Origin of the sequence: Paraglaciecola mesophila (assembly GCF_009906955.1) — a bacterium.
GTDB lineage: Bacteria > Pseudomonadota > Gammaproteobacteria > Enterobacterales > Alteromonadaceae > Paraglaciecola > Paraglaciecola mesophila_A.
This window is the reverse complement of record NZ_CP047656.1, coordinates 3,619,230-3,638,086: the sequence shown is the minus strand read 5'-3', so window position 1 is coordinate 3,638,086 and position 18,857 is coordinate 3,619,230. Positions and strand designations below refer to the sequence as shown.

The window sequence follows — 18,857 nt, the reverse complement described above, 5'->3', positions numbered from 1 at the left end:
CGCAATGAAATTCACAGAAGAAAGGCTAGAACAAGCCATTATTGAACTGCTAGGGAAAGAAGGCTATCCACACACTCGTGGTGAGACGATTGAGCGAGCACCTGAAGATGTGCTGATTAAGTCCGATCTTCGTGAATTTCTAGCTAAACGTTATCAAGCAGAAGGTATTACAGCCTATGAGATAGACCGAATTATCCATAAGCTTGAGTACCTTCCAGCTTCAGATCTCTACGATACCAACAAAGCCATAATGAAGTTTGTCTCTGATGGCTTTTTGCTCAAGCGTGAAGATGCAAGCCAGAAAGATTTATACATTCAGCTTATTAACTTTGAGAGAGTTGTTGCTGCTTTTAAATCAGAGGGTAGTGACCAGCTAGAAGTAGCAGAATCGAGTTTGAGTTACTTACCAAAGCAAGACGGTAATATTTATCGCATCGTTAACCAAATGGAGATACAAGGCTATGAGCTGCGTATCCCTGACGGGATTCTATACATCAATGGCTTACCTCTTGTGGTATTTGAATTTAAGAGTGCCATTCGTGGAGAAGCGACTATCTATGATGCGTATAAACAGCTGACCACTCGTTATGATCGAGATATCCCTGAATTATTCAAATACAACGCTCTGTGCGTAATTAGTGATGGTGTGAACAGCAAAATGGGATCGTACTTTGCCTCATATGAGTTCTTTTACTCTTGGCGTAAAATTACGGGTGAAGAGAAACTAGACAAAGACGGTATTGATTCACTGTTTACGATGATCAGCGGCTTGTTTAATAAGAAGCGCCTTACTGATGTGATACGTCACTTTATCTACTTACCTGATACCTCAAGCAAGCAAGAAAAAATTGTTTGTCGTTATCCTCAGTATTACGCAGCAACAAAGCTTTTTTCTAATATCAAACAACATATGAAGTGCTTTGATGAGCACGGTAAGTTGGTGAGTGGTGACGGTAAAGGTGGTACTTATTTCGGTGCGACTGGTTGTGGTAAGAGTTACACAATGTTGTTCTTATCTCGCCTACTGATGAAAGATGTCGAATTGGGTAGCCCAACCATAATTCTCATTACTGACCGTACAGATCTGGATGATCAGCTTTCAGGTCAATTCACCAATGCAAAAGGTTATGTTGGTGATCAAAACATCATTAGCGTAGAGAGCCGCGCTGAACTCCGAGAGCACCTAAAGGGACGTAAAAGTGGTGGTGTTTTCCTGACTACTATTCATAAGTTTACTGAAGATTTGGAGCTGCTGACGGAGCGAACTAACGTCATTTGTATCTCGGATGAAGCACACCGTAGTCAAACCAATTTAGAACAGAAAATTACAGTCACTGAAGACGGAGTGAAAAAAACTTTCGGCTTTGCTAAGTATCTTCACGATTCTTTACCAAACGCTACTTATGTCGGCTTTACTGGTACACCGATTGACGCAACGCTGGATGTATTTGGTGCGGTTGTAGATAGCTATACAATGACAGAGTCGGTTTATGATGAAATTACTGTTCGTATTGTTTATGAAGGTCGAGCGGCAAAAGTGTTGCTTGATGGAAAGCAACTTGAACAAGTGGAAAAGTATTATAAAGAATGTGAAGAAGCAGGCACGAACGAGTATCAAATTGAGAAAAGCAAAAAAACAATGGCGAGCATATCGACTATCCTTGGTGACCCCGACAGGATAGCAGCCATTGCAGCCGACTTTGTGGAGCATTACGAAAAGCGAGTTGAGGAAGGGACGACACAGAAAGGCAAAGCAATGTTCGTTTGTAGTAGTCGTGAAATCGCCTATCAGTTTTACAAAGAATTGCTTGAGCTTCGTCCTGAATGGGATGATGTAAAAGTCTGTGAAGACGGTGCAACCCTATCAGAAAATGATAAGAAAAAAGTTAAGCCGATGGAGCGGGTCAAGATGATTATGACTCGTAATAAAGACGATGCTAAAGACTTATGGAACAAGCTAGGCAATAAAGAGTATCGAAAAGAGCTAGATCGTCAATTCAAAAACGGTAAATCTAACTTCAAAATTGCAATCGTCGTAGATATGTGGCTTACGGGCTTCGATGTACCTTTTCTAGATACCATCTACATTGATAAGCCACTTCAAAAGCATAATCTCATTCAAACTATTTCGAGAGTTAATCGAAAATTCGAAGGTAAGGAGAATGGCTTAGTAGTCGATTATATCGGTATTAAGAAGCAGATGAATCTAGCTCTTTCCCAATATACTGGTGGGCAAGCGCAGAACTTGGAAGATATCAAGCAATCAGTAATTATCGTAAAAGATCACCTCAGCCTCTTGGATGCATTATTTCATAAGTTCGACACTACACCTTATTTCACTGGCACAGCGCTGGAACAGTTGCATTGCCTAAACGCCTCAGCTGACTTTGTTTTGAGAACGAAGAAGCACGAAAAGACGTTTATGGATCTGACAAAACGTCTGAAGTCAGCCTACGATATTTGTGTTGGTAGTAGTGAGCTTACCCAAGTTCACAAAGATAAAGTCCACTACTATCTTGCTGTTAGGACAATAGTATTCAAGATAACAACAGGTGGAGCACCTGATGTCGATCAAATGAATAGAAAAGTTAGAGATTTAGTTAAAGATGCATTGGTTAGTGATGGTGTAGAGGAAATATTTAAACTCGGTGAGAAAGACGGCGGAGAGATAGATATTTTCGACAATGATTATTTAGCGAAGTTAGAGGTCATAAAACAGCCAAATACTAAATTACAATTGCTGCAACAGATGCTAGCAAAAGCCATTGGAGAGTTTAAAAAAACTAACAAAGTAAAAGGTATCGACTTTTCTAAAAAGATGAATGCGTTGGTAGAGAAATATAATGAACGAGATGAACAAGATGTTTTGCGTTCAGAAGTGATTAACGACTTTTCCGATGAAATAATAAATTTATATAATGAATTACGAGAAGAGATGGCATCATTTGGTGAGATGGGCATAGACTTCGAAGAAAAAGCGTTTTATGACATCCTCATAACATTAGCCAAAAAGTATGACTTTACTTACCCAGAAAATCGGTTGCTCGACCTTTCCAAAGAAGTAAAAAAGGTAATTGATGACAAAGCTAAATACACGGACTGGAACAAACGCGACGATATAAAAGCTGAACTGCACTTTGACCTAATCATATTATTGGATGAGTGGGGATACCCTCCTATCGATAGAGACGAAGTCTACAAAGAAATATTTGAGCAGGCTGAAAACTTCAAGAGACACAAATAAGAACCTAGATGGTGGATGGTTAATGGAAACTAACGACAATGTTGAAAAAGAAGAAAAAGAAAAGATTGAAGGATTAGACGAAACACCCTCTGAATCTTGGGGTGACTATCCACTAGACACGGTTTTTGTAAGAAAAGAACCTCGAACAGTCGGGGACATAGTTAATCGTATAGATAAGGGTAGATACAAATTAGATCCTGATTTCCAGAGAGATTTTGTTTGGAATCCAACTAAGCAATCAAGGTTGATTGAGTCTAGTTTAATGCGTATACCACTTCCTGTCCTGTATGTTGCAGAAGACACTGATGGGAAAATTATTGTAGTCGATGGATTACAAAGACTTACCACTTTTCATCGATATTTAAATAATAAATTCGCTCTTAAAGATGTTGGGAGTTCAGATCCTGACTCAATTATATCGGGGAAGAAATTTGAAGAGTTGCCTATTCATTTGCAGGAAAGAATTGAAGACACTCAACTTACACTTTACATACTTGATCCCAAAGCACCAGAGAGAGCTAGGTTAGATATCTTTGAAAGAGTCAATAGCGGTGAGCCATTAACGCGACAACAAATGAGGAATTGTCTTTACTCGGGGAAGTCAACCAAATGGTTAAAAGATGCCTCAGAGATGACAAGCTTTTTAGATGCCACAGGGAAGTCTTTACGCACTAAGTCAATGAGAGATAGAGAGGTCATAAATAGGTTTTGCGCGTTTTATATATTAGGGTATCAAACGTACAAAGGGGATATGGAGGAATTTCTTGCGGACGCACTTAGTGAAATGAATAAAATGGAAGATCAAGAGCTAATAAAAATGGCGGATGATTTCAGCAGTGCAATGACGATGAGTTATACTCTTTTTGGCAAACATTCATTTAGAAAGTCGCTTGTAAAAGGCGACAAGGAAAATTCTCGCTCAGTTCTTAATATCTCTCTGTTTGATGCCCTAGCCTCTCAAATAGCCTTAAACCAAAACACTTTAAGTGAGTTGCCAAAAGACTTGGTCAAGAAAAGAATCTGTAGACTAATGGATTACGACAAGTTCATATCGTCTATTTCATTTTCGACTAACAATACTATTGAAGCGAAGGCGCGACACAGGCTAGCTAATAAGGTGCTAAGTAGTGATGCTAGCTTGTCTATTGATGAAATTATCTATATGGATATTGTCGAGGAACATTTTTTGGCGATTGGATATTTTATTAACAAAGAAGATATTTTAGCAATATCAAAGCAATTCTATTCGAAAGTGGAAAGTGTTAAAAAACTCACTGATTGGTGGAAAAAAGAAGATGTTCAAAGCGATCTTTATTTTGAATTAGTAGTAGCACTCGAACCGTTTTCTTTAGAAAAACTTAACAAAGACTTACTGATTTCAAAATTAACAGAGCAGGCAAAGGGACTAAACAAAAGATAGTATAGGAAAAAAATGCTTAAGAATATCTATGTAGAAAATTTTAAATGTTTTAAAAAACAAAATATTCCGATTGAGAAACTGACTCTATTCACAGGTTTTAACGCAGCAGGTAAATCTAGCGCCATTCAGACGTTGCTTTTGGGTCGTCAGCTTGAGAAAAATTCAAGTGGTCAGTTATCTGCACCTCTAAATGGAGAGTGTGTGAAGCTAGGGACTGTGGGTGATGTTAGATGTCACTTCGGAACAGAGAAGAAAATCAAAATTTCTTATTCTAATGAAACTAGCAAACTAGCTCTCACATTAGACGCGAGTGTAAGAGAGGCTATTTCATTACCTTACTTGGTAGATGAACAAAGTGATTCGCCAGAAATTTTTGACATGTTAAATGAAACCATTTTTATAAGTGCATCAAGAAATGGAACGCTAGACGTATATCCAATTCCAAGTACATCTTTCCCTATTCACGCCGATGCAGGTGAATGCGGTCAATTTGCGCCTTGGTGGTTTTCAAAATTTGTCGACGAAGAGCTTCCACTTTCTAAGCAAAATCAAAACGAGTCCGCTACTACACTGAGACGTCAGTTCAATGCTTGGGCTAACGAAATATTTCCCGGTGCAGAGGCGAGTGTAGAACAGCTGGAGCGGCTACCACTCGTAAAACTCGAACTGAGAACTAGCAAACAACAGCAATTTAAACGACCCGCAAATATAGGGTATGGTCTTACATATGCGTTCCCAATTTTAGTTGCTGGTTTACTAGCAAGAGAAGGTCAGATTTTAATTGTCGATAGCCCAGAAGCGCACCTACACCCGTTGGGACAATCAAAAATTGGGTACTTCTTAGGGACTATGGCTGCCTCAGGTGTTCAGGTTGTCTGCGAAACGCACAGTGATCATGTTTTGAATGGTGTGAGACTTGCCGTGGCTGATAAAAAAATTGCTAATACAGATGTTGCGATCCACTTCTTTGAGCCAAAAAATGATGAGGAAGATGAGTCACCATTAATCTCCTCGCCTCAAATTGATCCGAAAGGCAATTTAGATATGTGGCCCGACGGCTTTTTTGACCAAACTGATAAAGATATAGCAAGACTAAATGGATGGGGTTGAACGCAATGGAATGGATTCTGAATGATTTGTCACTCGAAGGTAGATATCACGAAGTACATGATTTTGTCTCCGACATAGAAAAAATAATAAAATTGAGATTTAGTTACAAAAATATAAATGACAGTTTCTTATGCCCTAGAAATATTGGTGATATAAAAGTTTTAGGAGATAAAACCTTCTCACAGTTAGTACTTGATAAGGCCCCCAGAGATTTAAAAGTACAGATTATGGCGTGGGTAAGTAAAAAAGGGCCGTTCTGGTGTGATAGGAGGACCTTTCAGGAAGATGATTATTTCGAGCACAACAATATAGATGTCACTGATTTAGGGCTGGGGGAGTGCGGACGCAAAGTCATAATGGAACAGGACGTAACATCCTATAGTTTTTCGGGAGAATACAGCCAGAGCCCACTTGCAGTGCAACATGGTTTATCAGAACAAGTTTTCGGTAATTATGAAATTGTCAATTTGTGGAGCGAAGAGCAGTTAATTGCCTCTAGTAAAACGGCACTCCCTCTACCTGTAAATTGGCAAACTGCTCTAAATGTACTGGAAAGTAAATACGTTCATTTATTGTTCTCACCTGAGCTAATTGACCAGATTTCCACGCTTCCTTATAACAGAACTGTTTTTGAGCGAATGGATGAGCTTTGTAGAGTATTAGAAGAGTACTTATCGAGCAGAACCGAAAAGGGCGAAGCGACTAAGCGAACAATAGAGATACTTAGTGAGTTTTTTAGAGGGAGAAAAGCTTGGTTCTCAGACGAAACCGATGAGGATAAGAAAAATTTTGAACATGACTTAAAGTTTCTAGACTCCAGAGACCAAAAAAGTAAGAAGTATAGTTTTCATGGAAAAATTAAAACGCCTCAGGTTAGAGTTTATTTTGAATGGCCTATACCTCCAGAGCAGAAAGACATCCAGATTGTTTACTTTGGTCCAAAAATCACAAAAAAATAAAGCTTATCGTTAATCATCATTAAGTTTACATTGTTCGGGGTATATTTTGGGGTATTGGTTTTTTTGTTTCTATAAATCGTTTTAAAAAACAATGTTATATGTCGATAATGGGCGGCATGATGTAATCATGTTTCTCAAAGCTCCGCTTTGAAATCTTAGAAAACCCGCTCCGGCGGGTTTTTTATTGTCTTTGATTTATGGCCAGCGGCGACCTTATGTGCTGCGCACACTATGCGCGTTGCTTACTTATGCGCTTCGCTTATTTATGGCTTTCAGCCACTTTATGCACTGCGTGCACTTTATGTGCTGCGCACACTATGCGCGTTGCTTACTTATGCGCTTCGCTTATTTATGGCTTTCAGCCACTTTATGCACTGCGTGCACCTTATGCGCTTCGCTTATGGCATCCATGCCTTTTTCCAAGCCGCGTCCCTCGGCTCGCCTCACTTCTTTCCAACAGCCGAAAGAAGTAAGCAAGAAAGGCCGCACTCCAACCAATTTGTTGACCCATATTTTTAATCGACTTTAATGTCAGAGCGGCGAAAGGAAACATCCATGTAAAGCACTTCGCCTTGTCCAGACGTCCCTGTCTGGACATCTGACAAGCCGAAGAAAAATATGGAAAATTGGAGTCGTGAAAAAGCCAAAGTATGCGCTTCGCTCAGAAGACCCAGCATTAGCCTGCGATGCTCGGGGAGAGTTGAGTCGAGATATGGGTACTTCGTAGCTGACTTATAATTTTAAAGTGCCACACTTCTTGCTCAGACGTCCTTGTCCGGCCATCTGACAAGTCGCTATCGTCATCGGGAAAGTATGAGTCGCGAGAAAGACAAAAGCAGCGTCTTCGTCGCCAAAGTATGCGCTTCGCTTAGGCGCCTCATGCAATCGACCCAGCATTAGCCTGCGATGCTTGGGGAGAGTTGAGTTGAGATATGGGCACTTCGTAGCTGACTTATAATTTTAAAGTGCCACACTTCTTGCTCAGACATCCTTGTCTGGCCATCTGACAAGTCTCTATCGTCATCGGGAAAGTATGAGTCGCGAGAAAGATTCAAGCAGCGATTTTTCGCCAGAGCGTGTGTTGCTCTCATTGCGCTTTGTACTAACCATTTTATTCGGCGTAAACTTGAATGATGCTCATATCGTGCGCATAATATGTGCATCAATGATTGGAGTGTTAGTGATGAATATTACGTTAGGTAAAGAATTTGAAAGAAGGATCACTCAGAAAGTATCTGATGGTTTGTATACCTCCGCAAGTGAAGTGATCCGTGATGGTCTGAGGTTATTATTTGAAAAAGACGTTGCTAAAGACCAGCAACTTAAAATATTACGCGAAGAAGTCGCGAAAGGCTTCGAACAGATAGCCGCTGGCGAATCATCAAATAACAGTGTAATGGATATATTTGAACAAGCTTCTCACTCGGTAGCGAATAAACCAGCGAACAATAATGACAACACCGAGCTATAAACTATCTCCTCTAGCTGAAGATGATCTATTCAAAATAATATCCACAACGATTGAGGCTTGGGGAAGTCTGCAAGCAAAGATGTATGCCCAAACCATTGAGTCAGCATTATCGAAACTAGCTCAATACCCAGATTTTGGTAGAGAAAGAGATGATGTTTATCATGGAGCAAGAAGCTTTCCAGTAGAAAAACATATTGTCTTTTACCAAGCCAGCGATGAAGGCATTAATGTGGCGCGTATTCTCCATCAACGCATGGATCCATCCAAACATTTCTAATTGTCCACGTTATGCACTGCGTGCACCTTATGGGCTTCGCTTATGGCATCCATGCCTTTTTCCAAGCCGCGTCCCTCGGCTCGCCTCACTTCTTTCCAACAGCCGAAAGAAGTAAGCAAGACAAAATGGTCGGGAATCATTTTGAACATCCGAAGGATGGCCCGCAGGGCAAAGTACAGGACGTACTTTGTAAAGGCCGCACTCCAACCAATTTGTTGACCCATATTTTTAATCGACTTTCATGTCAGAGCGGCGAAAAGAAACATCTCGGCAATTGCTCCCTGCATTGCTCTACCTTTCTGCATCCATGCAGATCGCCTGTAAAGCACTTCGCTAACTACACTCTTTGAAAACTCATAATACAAAACTAAGTTTAAACCCGTCCTTGGTACCTCACCCAGCTTCACCATCCATGGCGAATCGTTCACCCGATAGGAGCGTTGCTCCTAAAAGCCTCGGCTTCACCCCTGTCTGGCCATCTGACAAGTCGCTATCGTCATCGGGAAAGTGTGAGTCGCAAGAAAAGCAAAAGCAGCGACTTCGTCGCCAAACATTCGCTTTGCTCATTCAAATGGAAGCAATATTTATGGGCAATTTTATATGCTTTTTCATCAACAGTTCCGGTAAACAGCAAGATATTGGAAGGTTTCCGTATTTCCACATGAGAAAATTTGAAAAATGGGAAAAATTCAACCTGTACAACAAGTTACGGTATATGCTAAAACGACATATGGGGAAAGATGGAAAACTTCCGTGATTAAATGCGGAACTTTTCCGGCTATTAATATTGTTATATTCATTTCATAAGTTGCCGTATGCTAACTAAAAAGAAATCTTCTACAGAAAAAGCTATTGACTTAGTAAGCTTTAAAGAGCGAACAGAATATGAGCTAAAATATTTACGAAGTTATGTAATAGATATTAGTGAGGCTATATCTGAAAAGGGTGATGCCTTAGAAGAAAATATGATCGCTGATATTGATAGCCGACCTGATGATGAAGAAATTCTAGTCGATTTATTTAATAGAGAAATTTCTAAGTTAAAAAGTTATTTTTATCATTCTTCAATAGTGCTTGTTTATACCCTATTAGAAAGCTCTCTTTCCCACCTTAGTGCGGAGATAAAAGACTGTACCAATAGTAAATTGAGTCTCCAAGATCTGAATGATAATAACCTGATTAGGAAATCAATCAGATATATTGAACTTACCTGCGACATTGATCTTAAGAAAGAGAAAAAATTATATGATCGTATTTGTCAGTACCAACAGCTAAGAAATCAAATTGTGCATTCAAACTCACGAGTAAAAGGTAACACTCCCGAAGCCTTGGCAAAGAATGCTAAAGCTCTTGAGGTAACTTTTTCTGGCATTGAAATCAATTTTGAATTTTGGGATTTTCATGTTACTGATAACACTCTAATTAAAGAACTCGTTGATGTAGTGGATAAGTTCTTAGGAATTGCAATAAGTAAAGTTGACTCTCAAATATTTGTTGTGGAAGTATGAATATAATCGGGTAGCCGGAGGTATCTAACCTCCAGCCCCCACAACACCCTGCATGCGGCTCCGCACAGGGCGTTTCACTTAGGATGGTGAAGCGCAATCCACCCATCACGCAATGAATAAAGCCCCTCGGATTTTAAGTAATCAAGGGATAAAGCTTGATTAACCCCCGGAGTTTTAGCACTACGCCATGGTCCTTTGCTGGTGATGCCACACGCAACGGCTGCCTGAACATGCACACCTAACCTCATTAAACGTCTGACTTTGGTACGCGGCTTACGCCACTGCCGCCAATAGGCCATTCGAACTCTGCGCCTGATCCAATGATCTAGATCGATACAACGTTGATAACCACTGGCGATACCGAAGTAGTTTATCCAACCACGTAAATACTGGCTGAGTTTAGAGAGTTGGTAATGCATGGACACACCCCAGTTGCGGTTCGTTAGCCTTCGGACTTGTTGCTTAAACTTCAGCAATGTCTTTGGGTGCCATTGAATGCGACCTCCCTTAAATATGAACCCAAGGAATTTACTTTCACTGGTTTTAACGACGTGACTTTTGGCCGTGTTAACGATCAGTTTCAAGTGGTTATTCAGGAATCTGCTGATACTACTCAGCACACGTTTACCCGCACGGGGACTCTTTACCAGTATGGTAAAATCATCCGCATAGCGAGCAAACTTGTGTCCTCGTTTCTCAAGCTCTTTGTCCAAAGGGTCAAGCATGATGTTTGCCAGCAAAGGCGATAATGGCCCGCCTTGGGGAACACCTTCTCGACTTTCACTATAAAACTGGTTATCGATAACCCCAGCTCGCAAGTAACGTTTAATCAATTTAAGCAATCGCTTGTCCTTCACTTTATAGCCAAGGTGCGTCATGAGTAAATCATGATCAACGCGGTCAAAGAACTTTGACAGATCAACATCGACAGCAAAACGGCGACCCGTTTTAATGATGCTTTGTACCTGTTTCACCGCTTGTTGCCCATTTCGATTTGGCCTGAACCCAAAACTATTGTCTGAGAAGGTTGGATCGAATATGGGCGTTAATACCTGAGCAATGGCTTGTTGTATCACTCGGTCAACAATAGTTGGAATGCCTAGCTGACGTTTACCGCCATCGGGTTTGTCAATTTCCGTTCGTCGAACGGGTGATGGTTGGTATTGACCTAAGCGAAGCTCAGATGCAATACGTTTCCAGTTGCCATCTTTTGCCCAAGTGGGGAAGTCATCAATGGTCATCCCATCAATGCCAGCAGCCCCTTTATTGGCTCGAACCCGTTTCCACGCTTCCAATATGTTAGAAGACTTTAAGGTAAGTTCGAGTAGAATTTCGCTAAAGGCTGGCTGCTTATCGGTACGCTGAGTCACGTCGCTACCGGACGGTATTCGTGTGTTCAAGTCTGACAAGGCTCCTCCTTTGTTCTAAATGTTCAGGCCTTCGCCGTGTCCCAACCATTACGATGGGCGTTTGGCTACTATGCCGTCTGCTGACTTCTGCTTAATCACACTGCGGTTTACACCGTTATGCGCTATCGGTTTTCATCTATTTGCTCTATTCAGCCGATGACACTGAAAAGCCAAGGCACTTGTATACCAGAGCCTCACTGGTTATTTACCGATCGCTTGTTAAGCAGATCTCCCCAGATAAGAGCATGAACTGTCTCTGCACTACTGCATCATTTACGGTGGCCGTTAGATCACGTGGATTCGTCGTCTTGTGCCAACTCACCTTCAGCCTACGCCTCATATGATGTTCTTGTTCATCAGCTCGCAGATTTGCGTCCCGATTCCTCCAGACCAAACCTCGCGGTTTGGCCCTTGCCATTCGCTAGTAGTTAACGTTTAATAACAGTAAGTTAAGTAAACGGTGACCTTCCTACAGAGGACTTTCACCTCATTAGTTCATGCCCATGCTGGGCGTACACAAGGCATTTAAACGGAACAAAAACAGTGGGTTACGTTTCGCTTCGCTACACATTTTGACCCACTATTTTTGTCCGCTTAATGCGGCGTTAGGCGCACAAAGCAGCATCATAGCCATCAGTCAATATAAGGAATGTTATGTCTGAGGAAATCCTAAATAAAATATCAAAACAAGCTCAAGATTATTACAAGAACACTCCCGTAATTATATTAGGAAGTGGAGCTTCGGCTGCTTTTGGAATGTCTGGAATGTGGCAGTTAGCACAGCATCTTATGGCGAATGTTGACGTGGTGGATTTACACGATAATGAACAAACTTCTTGGCATAATTTTTGTGAAAAACTGAAAGCCGATATAGATTTAGAAACAGCATTACATGATGTTCCATTGTCACCTGAACTAACTGGTAGAGTGGTTTCAGAAACATGGAGCCTTCTAGCACCTGAAGATTTTACAGTATTTGAGGGCTCACTAAATAACCTTTCATTGTTTCCACTGGGTAAGCTGTTAAAACACATGTTTAGGAGCACAGCCAAAGAGCTCAACATAATAACTCCCAATTATGACAGGTTAGCAGAATATGCGTGCGAGCAAGAAAATATCCATCATTACAGTGGCTTCTCTCATGGTTATAGAGGCTACAGCGCTAAGAAGGACTATTTATCTTGCTCTAGGCAGGTAAATATTTGGAAAGTGCATGGTTCCCTAGGTTGGTTCTCTAATTCTAATGGTGTAATTATATTTTTAAGCAACGTTAGTGAAATCCCTAACGATCTCACACCATTAATAGTAACACCCGGTATTGAAAAATACCGTAGTACTCATAAAGAGCCCTATAAAACAATTATCCATGAATCTGACGATGTAATGGATAAAGCCACCGCTTATTTATGTATTGGCTTTGGTTTCAATGATGAACATATCCAAACGAAGCTGGTAAATCGATGTGCAAATAATGGAGCTTCAGTAATTATCATAACTTATAAATTGACCGAAGCTACGAAAGAATTTATTGCTAATGAAAGTACTGATAAGTATTTAGCTATCGAAGCAGCTGAAGACAATAAATCTAAAATTTATAGCTCTCTACTGGATGAACCAGCAGAAGTAGAAGGCGAGTTCTGGTCACTCAGTGGCTTCATGAATTTAATAATGTAAGGGAATATATGACTATTTTTAATTTTAATGACGATGAAGCTTTGGGCAAAGTGGCTTCTGTAGATACAGCAACAGTTGTTGTAGAAGTTAATGATGCTGAACTTTTAAAAAGGTTGCAGGTTAATAGGCTGGCTGTATTACAAAGTAGTAAGCCCGGGCAGCACTTGATTGGAATTATCAATCAGGTTACAAGAAAAAAGCTAATACCTTCTGCTACTGAAGAAAATGAAGAGCCTTCTGACGAACAGAATTTATGTAAAGTGGCATTGATTGGCTCCTTGATTGATGCTGACGGTATAAAAAGAAACATATTCCGCCGCACACTAGAAAGCGTACCGGAAATTGATGCAAATTGTTTTGCACTAGAAGGCGAAAAGCTAACCTCATTTATGAGAGTTATTTCTCATGCAGAAGCAGACGGTAATTCATTAACATTAGGTAAATATACCCTAGATGAAAATGCGGTAGCTTATTTAAATGGTAATAAGTTTTTCCAGCGTCATGCTTTTATCGGAGGAAGCACCGGGGCTGGTAAATCTTGGACTACGGCAAGAATCATTGAGCAAGTTTCTGAACTGAAAAATTCAAATGCAATAATTTTTGACTTGCACGGGGAGTATTCTCCTTTAGAGGGGGATGGTATTAGTCACTTTAAGGTTGCAGGTCCAAGTGATATAGAATCAAATCGCACATTGGCAGACGGTGTAATTTATCTACCTTACTGGCTACTGTCATATGAAGCATTGGTTTCATTATTCGTTGATCGCAGTGATCAAAATGCGCCAAACCAAGCAATGCTAATGGCGAGAGAAGTCAATTCAGCTAAAACTCAATACTTAGAAGACGGTGGCTATCAAGATATTTTAGACAACTTTACAGTTGATAGCCCTGTTCCTTTTGATTTGCCATCATTGATACATGAGTTAAATGCCATCAATGTTGAGCGCATACCAGGTGCTAAAGCAGGCACCGAAAAAGCTGGTGAATTTAACGGAAAACTAAGCAGAATGATTTCTCGCCTAGAAAATAAAATATCGGATCGTCGTTTAGGCTTTTTGTTTCAAGGTGGAGCAGATGTTTTAAAGTTTGACTGGTTAAATAGGTTAGCTTGTGCTCTTTTAGGGAGTAACGATGAAAATGGAAATGGAGGAGTTAAAATAATTAACTTTTCTGAAGTACCGTCAGATGTGCTTCCGTTAATCGTTTCATTAGTAGCTCGCCTTGCTTTTTCTGTTCAACAGTGGACACCTTCTGAAGAACGCCACCCAGTAGCAATCTTATGTGATGAAGCCCATTTATATATTCCCAATAAAAATGTGTCCGGAGCATCGGATGATATATCTATTCAAATTTTCGAGCGCATAGCTAAAGAAGGCAGAAAGTATGGAGTTAGTTTGGTGGTTGTCACACAAAGACCATCAGAAGTGAATAAGACCATACTTAGCCAATGCAGTAACTTTGTGGCTATGAGGCTTACTAATTCTGATGATCAATCTGTCATAAAAAAACTACTCCCAGATAGTCTAGGTGGTTTTAGTGATATTTTACCTACTTTAGATACTGGTGAAGCGCTTGTTGTCGGAGACGCAAGTTTATTGCCTAGCCGTATACGTATTGATGAGCCGAATAACAAGCCAGATAGTGGCACCATCGAGTTCTGGAAGGAATGGCAAGGTGATGTAACTGCTGGACGGTTAAATAAAGCAATAGATAACTGGAGAAAGCAAAACATTCAATGATGTGCACCTAATAGGAGACTATGGCGTCAATAGCTAATTTGTATTAGTTCCGACTAAATCTGACACTGCTTCTTGAAAAGTAGAGAGTTACCCGTTTTGATAAAGGTGTCGAATCTTTAAATCAAAACTAAAAGGTAACTCTCATGTTGCATACTAGCAATCCAATAAAAAATTACATGGACACCCATGGTAATGATGCTTACCACAATGCCTTTGGTGATGGTGTGCTGGGGCTTGATGGATTGTAAACGTGGTAAGTCTTAAGCTACGCGGGGTTAATCGCTTAGCAGATGTTTGTATAAGCTGCTAGATGTAAAAGTATCCCCCTCATTTCCGTGGGTTTACTGTTTATACGTGAAATTCAGCTAGTTAATAGCTAGCCCAGCCACCTACTCTATTGATAGCTCTACCCCGTCTTTTCTTGCTGCCACTCAGAATGTCATGCGCTTGCTCATATTATAAATCTATGTCTTTGAGGCCCGCGGCTCGTTCGACAAATCCCCATACCGATTGTTGGGCTTTATCAACAGATAGAGGGGGTGTGGTGGTTAACGCGATTCTCACCCCTGACATAACGCCTGAGAGCAGCATTGACGCTAACATTAGTGGGTTATAAGCAGCATCGATTTCGCCTTTTCGCTGGGCTTCGGCGATGTTTCTTGCGCCTAATTGCTCTAACCTGTCATTGCGCTCTAGTTCTTCTTGTGTAAACGCGGGGTCGGTTCGTAGTCGCGTTGCTGCAATCATTGCCACTGGGTCATCATAAAATAACGAGACCATGGCATGTACCCGGGCTTTTTCTCTCTCTTTCCAAGTGTCACCATCAAAAGGAACACCCGCAACCTTGTCGTCTAAATCGTGATAAAATGCATTTACGATGGCGTTGATAAGCCCAGCTTTGTTACCGAAATGGTAGTACGTAAGCCCGTCTGATACCCCTGCCCGCTTGGCTACATTCGCAACTTCTAAATCCCCGTTACCGTTAACAATTTCAACTCTGGCCGCGTCTAATAAACGCTTTCGAGTGGACTTTTTTGCTGCATCTTTTTTCATCACATATTCTCTAATAATCGTTTAGGGTGCATGCCATTGACCATTCCAATAAACGGAGGATGAATGGAGAACCCTAACATTCTACGTATATCTTCTGATAAATCCGCGACAACGTTTAATGGTGTGCCCAAAAAATAGTTTTCCTGGGTGCGCAACCATGGCTCACAATATTGGCAAGTAACCGCGAGGCGGTTGGCACTCGAATGATTTGCACCTCCACCATGCCAGAACGTGCCGGGATAAAAGAGTACAGATCCAGCTTTCATGACTGCTGATTTCGCCTGTTCTGCTGCGGGCTTTTGGTTGTCGTCCCATGTGTGGCTGTTTGGTACGATCACCGTTGCGCCATTGGACTGTGTGAAATCGTCGATTGCCCAAATGGTAGCAGCGCCTAGCGGTGCCCTAGGTCGAGGGATAGGATAAAAACCATCATCGAAGTGCAGTGGCTGTCCAGATTCACCCGGCAACAAATTGATGATCTGCAATTGGGACAAAAGATAATTTGGCATGAATAACTTGTCGAGCAAGGCAAGAATACGTGGGTGGTCAACTAAGCGATCCAGTGCTCTGGTTTTGTTCAAAACGCCATACAATCTCTGCGTTTTGTATCCTTCGAATGCATTTCTGCCCGTTTCATTTAATAAAGGCGAAATTGCATTTTTAATCGTCGTAATTTCGGGCCCCGACAACAGGTTTTCAATCACTATGTAACCGTGTTCTTCCACCTGTTTTAAATCGGCTTGTGTCACATGTTCCGGTATCAACTTGACCTTCTCACTTTGGGTTTGTCGATACTTACCTGCATTGTCCCCTGCAACATATGCGTTATCGATGTTCTTAGTCTCTAGCGTTGTCATACGTTCCCCTCGATCCACTTCACTGAGTTGAGTTCAACTCAAATTTAACTGTGATTAAATTACTGGTCAAGTTTTAAGCATTAAAACAAGCGCAAGTCACTTAGTAAGAGCTGGCATGCTCACTAGGAGTAACAAGTAAAAGCCGCGTAAAACGGGAGCTTGAAGATGAGTGAAATGACAATGGAAACGTAATATTGGAGTTGTGCGCTCGGTTTAAGTTTGGGTGTAGCTATGGGTTTGAATACTTAGTTTTTGCTTTGTGCTGATACATTCGCTTATCCGCCAATGATATACATTCTGAGGGGCCTTTGGCTTCTAGGCTCGTGGCTATCCCAAAGCTAACGCCAGCATCATGCCATTGCTTGCCTAGCTCAATAGATACATGTGACATTTGTGCTAGCGCTTTATCAGCCGCATTTTGAATGCCATGAGCCGAATTAGCCTGCAGTACCACCACAAACTCATCGCCCCCAGAGCGAAACACGTCACCCAATGAATAAAACGACTGCTGTAACAGGCTCGCCGTTTTGATAATGAGTTTGTCACCTTCATCGTGCCCGTTTCTATCATTGATACTTTTCAAGCCATCTAAATCTATGTAAACAATGACGTAGTCGTCAGCGATTTGCCCAATACACTCCGACAGGGAAAACCTATTCCCTAGCTGCGTCATCGAGTCAATTCGCGACAAGTATTGGTTTCGGGTAAACTCCTTTTGTTTTAATTTGAACCATTCAGTTAAACACAGCAAGATACATAGGCAGTCTAATGACAAGGCAAATATTACGGCAGATTCAGGGTATGGCAGCTCCCCAAAGTACAAGCTGTGAGCCGCGATGTAATATCCTAACGACAGACTGTAAACAAGATTTCCCGCCAAAAAATACTTTGCTCTGAAATCATTCTTTTTAAGCATACTTACACCAACTACTATCGTGAATACTATCCAAAACATGGCCAGTAAATGAGATAGCAAATACGCTAAAGTAAATGGCATAAACCACATAGTAATACCCAATACGAAGCTCACTACACTCACGCAACGTAAAAACGTAAACAGCTTTTTATGGTCAGCTTTACATTCGAATAAATCAGAAACAAACTGCGCGGCAGACGCAATAGCGAGAGGGAAAATGAGCATTCCCCAGTAGCTGGTATTAATGGGCAAACTTACAATGTCATTGAGCATGCCAGATGCCGCTGCCCAGCCAACCCCATGAAGCCCTAAATAACCAGCACAGGTTAACGCCACTCTTTTTCTCGTCCCCGAGTAAATAAGTACGGCCAACAAAGCCAAAATGAGCATGGAGGTAATACCTGCTATCGAAATGCCATTATTGAGTTTTTGAAATTGATAAAACGCTCTGCTATCGAGAACAGAAATGGAAACAGGCGTAGGAAACTGTTTAGCTTTGATAAGCAACCTCAGTGCTATTTGTTCGTTATCCATCGTCGTTTGCACAGTTATGGCTTGAAAATGAAGCAAAGGAGGAGTGGCATTATCACGTAGTTGAGAGAAGACTTGAAAAGTAGGCTCTGGCTGATGACTCGACGAATACGAGGCTAATCCTACATCAATGAAATTCGCATTCACTATGACAAAGTACTGCCCTTTTTGGGGAATACTTAAGGTTACTTTAGTAAAGTAAGTCCCCGACTCTCCCCCCAGAGATGGCATAGTTTGAGCGGTTTGAAGCGCACTATTAACACTCTCTAACGATTTTATTGCCTGAAGGCGCGGCACATCAACAACGTTGTCAAACTCGTACCATAAGTTCGTATCAACTAGGGTACTTTTCCCCTCTGTTAGCTCTAGAGCCCCTTCACCGAACGCAGGTAACACCACCAGCAGCAATAGAAAATAAATAACACGAGAATGAAAATAATAAAGCAAAGCCAAACCTTATATACCGATTAAGGGACCAAAACCACTTTTAGCTACTTAGTGCCAAATAGATACTTGCTAGATCAGAATATAAAACATACAGCCTGTTTATAAAATATACAGTGGAATTAGCTAAAAAATAGCGAATTGTTTGATTTTAAAGCAAGCTTGGGCCTACTTCACTTAGCTATTTGGCTAAGTTTAAACACTTTTACTTGTAACGAATGAGGCTAGTAGCAAAGAGCACATCC

General features: G+C 41.1%; 13 protein-coding genes. 9 read left to right on the top strand and 4 right to left on the bottom strand.

Going from position 1 to position 18,857, the window contains the following annotated elements:
- Positions 1-4: 4 nt before the first annotated feature.
- The 7 genes from FX988_RS15585 to FX988_RS15555 all read left to right on the top strand — a co-directional run bounded on the left by FX988_RS15585 (position 5) and on the right by FX988_RS15555 (position 9,989).
- Entirely contained in the window at positions 5-3,244 is a 3,240-nt protein-coding gene (locus FX988_RS15585) for a type I restriction endonuclease subunit R (protein WP_160181048.1), read from the top strand.
- 22 nt (positions 3,245-3,266) lie between these two features.
- The gene (locus FX988_RS15580; protein ID WP_160181047.1) at positions 3,267-4,664 is read left to right on the top strand and encodes a DUF262 domain-containing protein; all 1,398 of its coding nucleotides are present in this window, start codon (positions 3,267-3,269) and stop codon (positions 4,662-4,664) included.
- Positions 4,665-4,676: 12 nt separating this feature from the next.
- Positions 4,677-5,774 carry a DUF3696 domain-containing protein gene (locus tag FX988_RS15575; protein WP_160181046.1) on the top strand — a complete coding sequence of 366 codons (1,098 nt, stop codon included), beginning with the start codon at positions 4,677-4,679 and terminating at the stop codon, positions 5,772-5,774.
- Between the two features lie 5 nt (positions 5,775-5,779).
- The gene (locus tag FX988_RS15570; protein ID WP_254700635.1) at positions 5,780-6,733 is read left to right on the top strand and encodes a hypothetical protein; all 954 of its coding nucleotides are present in this window, start codon (positions 5,780-5,782) and stop codon (positions 6,731-6,733) included.
- Between the two features lie 1,033 nt (positions 6,734-7,766).
- Positions 7,767-8,204, top strand: a complete 438-nt coding sequence (locus FX988_RS15565) for a type II toxin-antitoxin system ParD family antitoxin (RefSeq protein WP_254700634.1) — start codon at positions 7,767-7,769, stop codon at positions 8,202-8,204.
- A complete protein-coding gene (locus FX988_RS15560; RefSeq protein ID WP_160181045.1) occupies positions 8,185-8,481 on the top strand; it encodes a type II toxin-antitoxin system RelE/ParE family toxin in 297 nt (98 codons plus the stop codon). The genes FX988_RS15565 and FX988_RS15560 overlap by 20 nt, the downstream gene beginning before the upstream one ends.
- Positions 8,482-9,296: 815 nt before the next feature.
- A complete protein-coding gene (locus tag FX988_RS15555) occupies positions 9,297-9,989 on the top strand; it encodes a hypothetical protein (protein ID WP_160181044.1) in 693 nt (230 codons plus the stop codon).
- A 74-nt stretch (positions 9,990-10,063) separates the two neighbouring features.
- Here the strand turns inward: FX988_RS15555 and ltrA are convergent, their stop codons facing one another.
- On the bottom strand, positions 10,064-11,398 hold the full coding sequence (ltrA, locus tag FX988_RS15550; protein ID WP_160181043.1) for a group II intron reverse transcriptase/maturase: 1,335 nt from the start codon (positions 11,396-11,398) through the stop codon (positions 10,064-10,066).
- Positions 11,399-12,052: 654 nt separating this feature from the next.
- Between ltrA and FX988_RS15545 the strand changes: the two genes are divergently transcribed.
- Both FX988_RS15545 and FX988_RS15540 read left to right on the top strand, forming a co-directional pair.
- The gene (locus FX988_RS15545; RefSeq protein ID WP_160181042.1) at positions 12,053-13,072 is read left to right on the top strand and encodes an SIR2 family protein; all 1,020 of its coding nucleotides are present in this window, start codon (positions 12,053-12,055) and stop codon (positions 13,070-13,072) included.
- Between the two features lie 8 nt (positions 13,073-13,080).
- Positions 13,081-14,811: an ATP-binding protein gene (locus FX988_RS15540; protein WP_160181041.1), complete on the top strand. Its 1,731-nt coding sequence runs from the start codon at positions 13,081-13,083 to the stop codon at positions 14,809-14,811.
- A gap of 456 nt (positions 14,812-15,267) precedes the next feature.
- On the opposite strand, the gene FX988_RS15535 is transcribed toward FX988_RS15540, so the two are convergent.
- From FX988_RS15535 to FX988_RS15525, 3 genes are all read right to left on the bottom strand, one after another.
- Complete coding sequence (locus FX988_RS15535) at positions 15,268-15,864, bottom strand: TetR/AcrR family transcriptional regulator (protein WP_160181040.1); 597 nt, start codon at positions 15,862-15,864, stop codon at positions 15,268-15,270.
- Positions 15,864-16,721, bottom strand: a complete 858-nt coding sequence (locus FX988_RS15530) for a phytanoyl-CoA dioxygenase family protein (protein ID WP_160181039.1) — start codon at positions 16,719-16,721, stop codon at positions 15,864-15,866. Before FX988_RS15530 ends, FX988_RS15535 begins: the two co-directional genes overlap by 1 nt.
- Before the next feature lie 229 nt (positions 16,722-16,950).
- The gene (locus tag FX988_RS15525) at positions 16,951-18,615 is read right to left on the bottom strand and encodes a diguanylate cyclase (protein WP_160181038.1); all 1,665 of its coding nucleotides are present in this window, start codon (positions 18,613-18,615) and stop codon (positions 16,951-16,953) included.
- Between the last annotated feature and the right edge of the window lie 242 nt (positions 18,616-18,857).

Bases quoted from the DNA above. Each gene is read 5' to 3' on its own strand.
- FX988_RS15585 (WP_160181048.1), top strand. From the start codon at position 5: ATGAAATTCACAGAAGAAAGGCTAGAACAAGCCATTATTGAACTGCTA.
- FX988_RS15580 (WP_160181047.1), top strand. From the start codon at position 3,267: ATGGAAACTAACGACAATGTTGAAAAAGAAGAAAAAGAAAAGATTGAA.
- FX988_RS15575 (WP_160181046.1), top strand. From the start codon at position 4,677: ATGCTTAAGAATATCTATGTAGAAAATTTTAAATGTTTTAAAAAACAA.
- FX988_RS15570 (WP_254700635.1), top strand. From the start codon at position 5,780: ATGGAATGGATTCTGAATGATTTGTCACTCGAAGGTAGATATCACGAA.
- FX988_RS15565 (WP_254700634.1), top strand. From the start codon at position 7,767: ATGAGTCGCGAGAAAGATTCAAGCAGCGATTTTTCGCCAGAGCGTGTG.
- FX988_RS15560 (WP_160181045.1), top strand. From the start codon at position 8,185: ATGACAACACCGAGCTATAAACTATCTCCTCTAGCTGAAGATGATCTA.
- FX988_RS15555 (WP_160181044.1), top strand. From the start codon at position 9,297: ATGCTAACTAAAAAGAAATCTTCTACAGAAAAAGCTATTGACTTAGTA.
- FX988_RS15545 (WP_160181042.1), top strand. From the start codon at position 12,053: ATGTCTGAGGAAATCCTAAATAAAATATCAAAACAAGCTCAAGATTAT.
- FX988_RS15540 (WP_160181041.1), top strand. From the start codon at position 13,081: ATGACTATTTTTAATTTTAATGACGATGAAGCTTTGGGCAAAGTGGCT.
- FX988_RS15535 (WP_160181040.1), bottom strand. From the start codon at position 15,864: ATGAAAAAAGATGCAGCAAAAAAGTCCACTCGAAAGCGTTTATTAGAC.
- FX988_RS15530 (WP_160181039.1), bottom strand. From the start codon at position 16,721: ATGACAACGCTAGAGACTAAGAACATCGATAACGCATATGTTGCAGGG.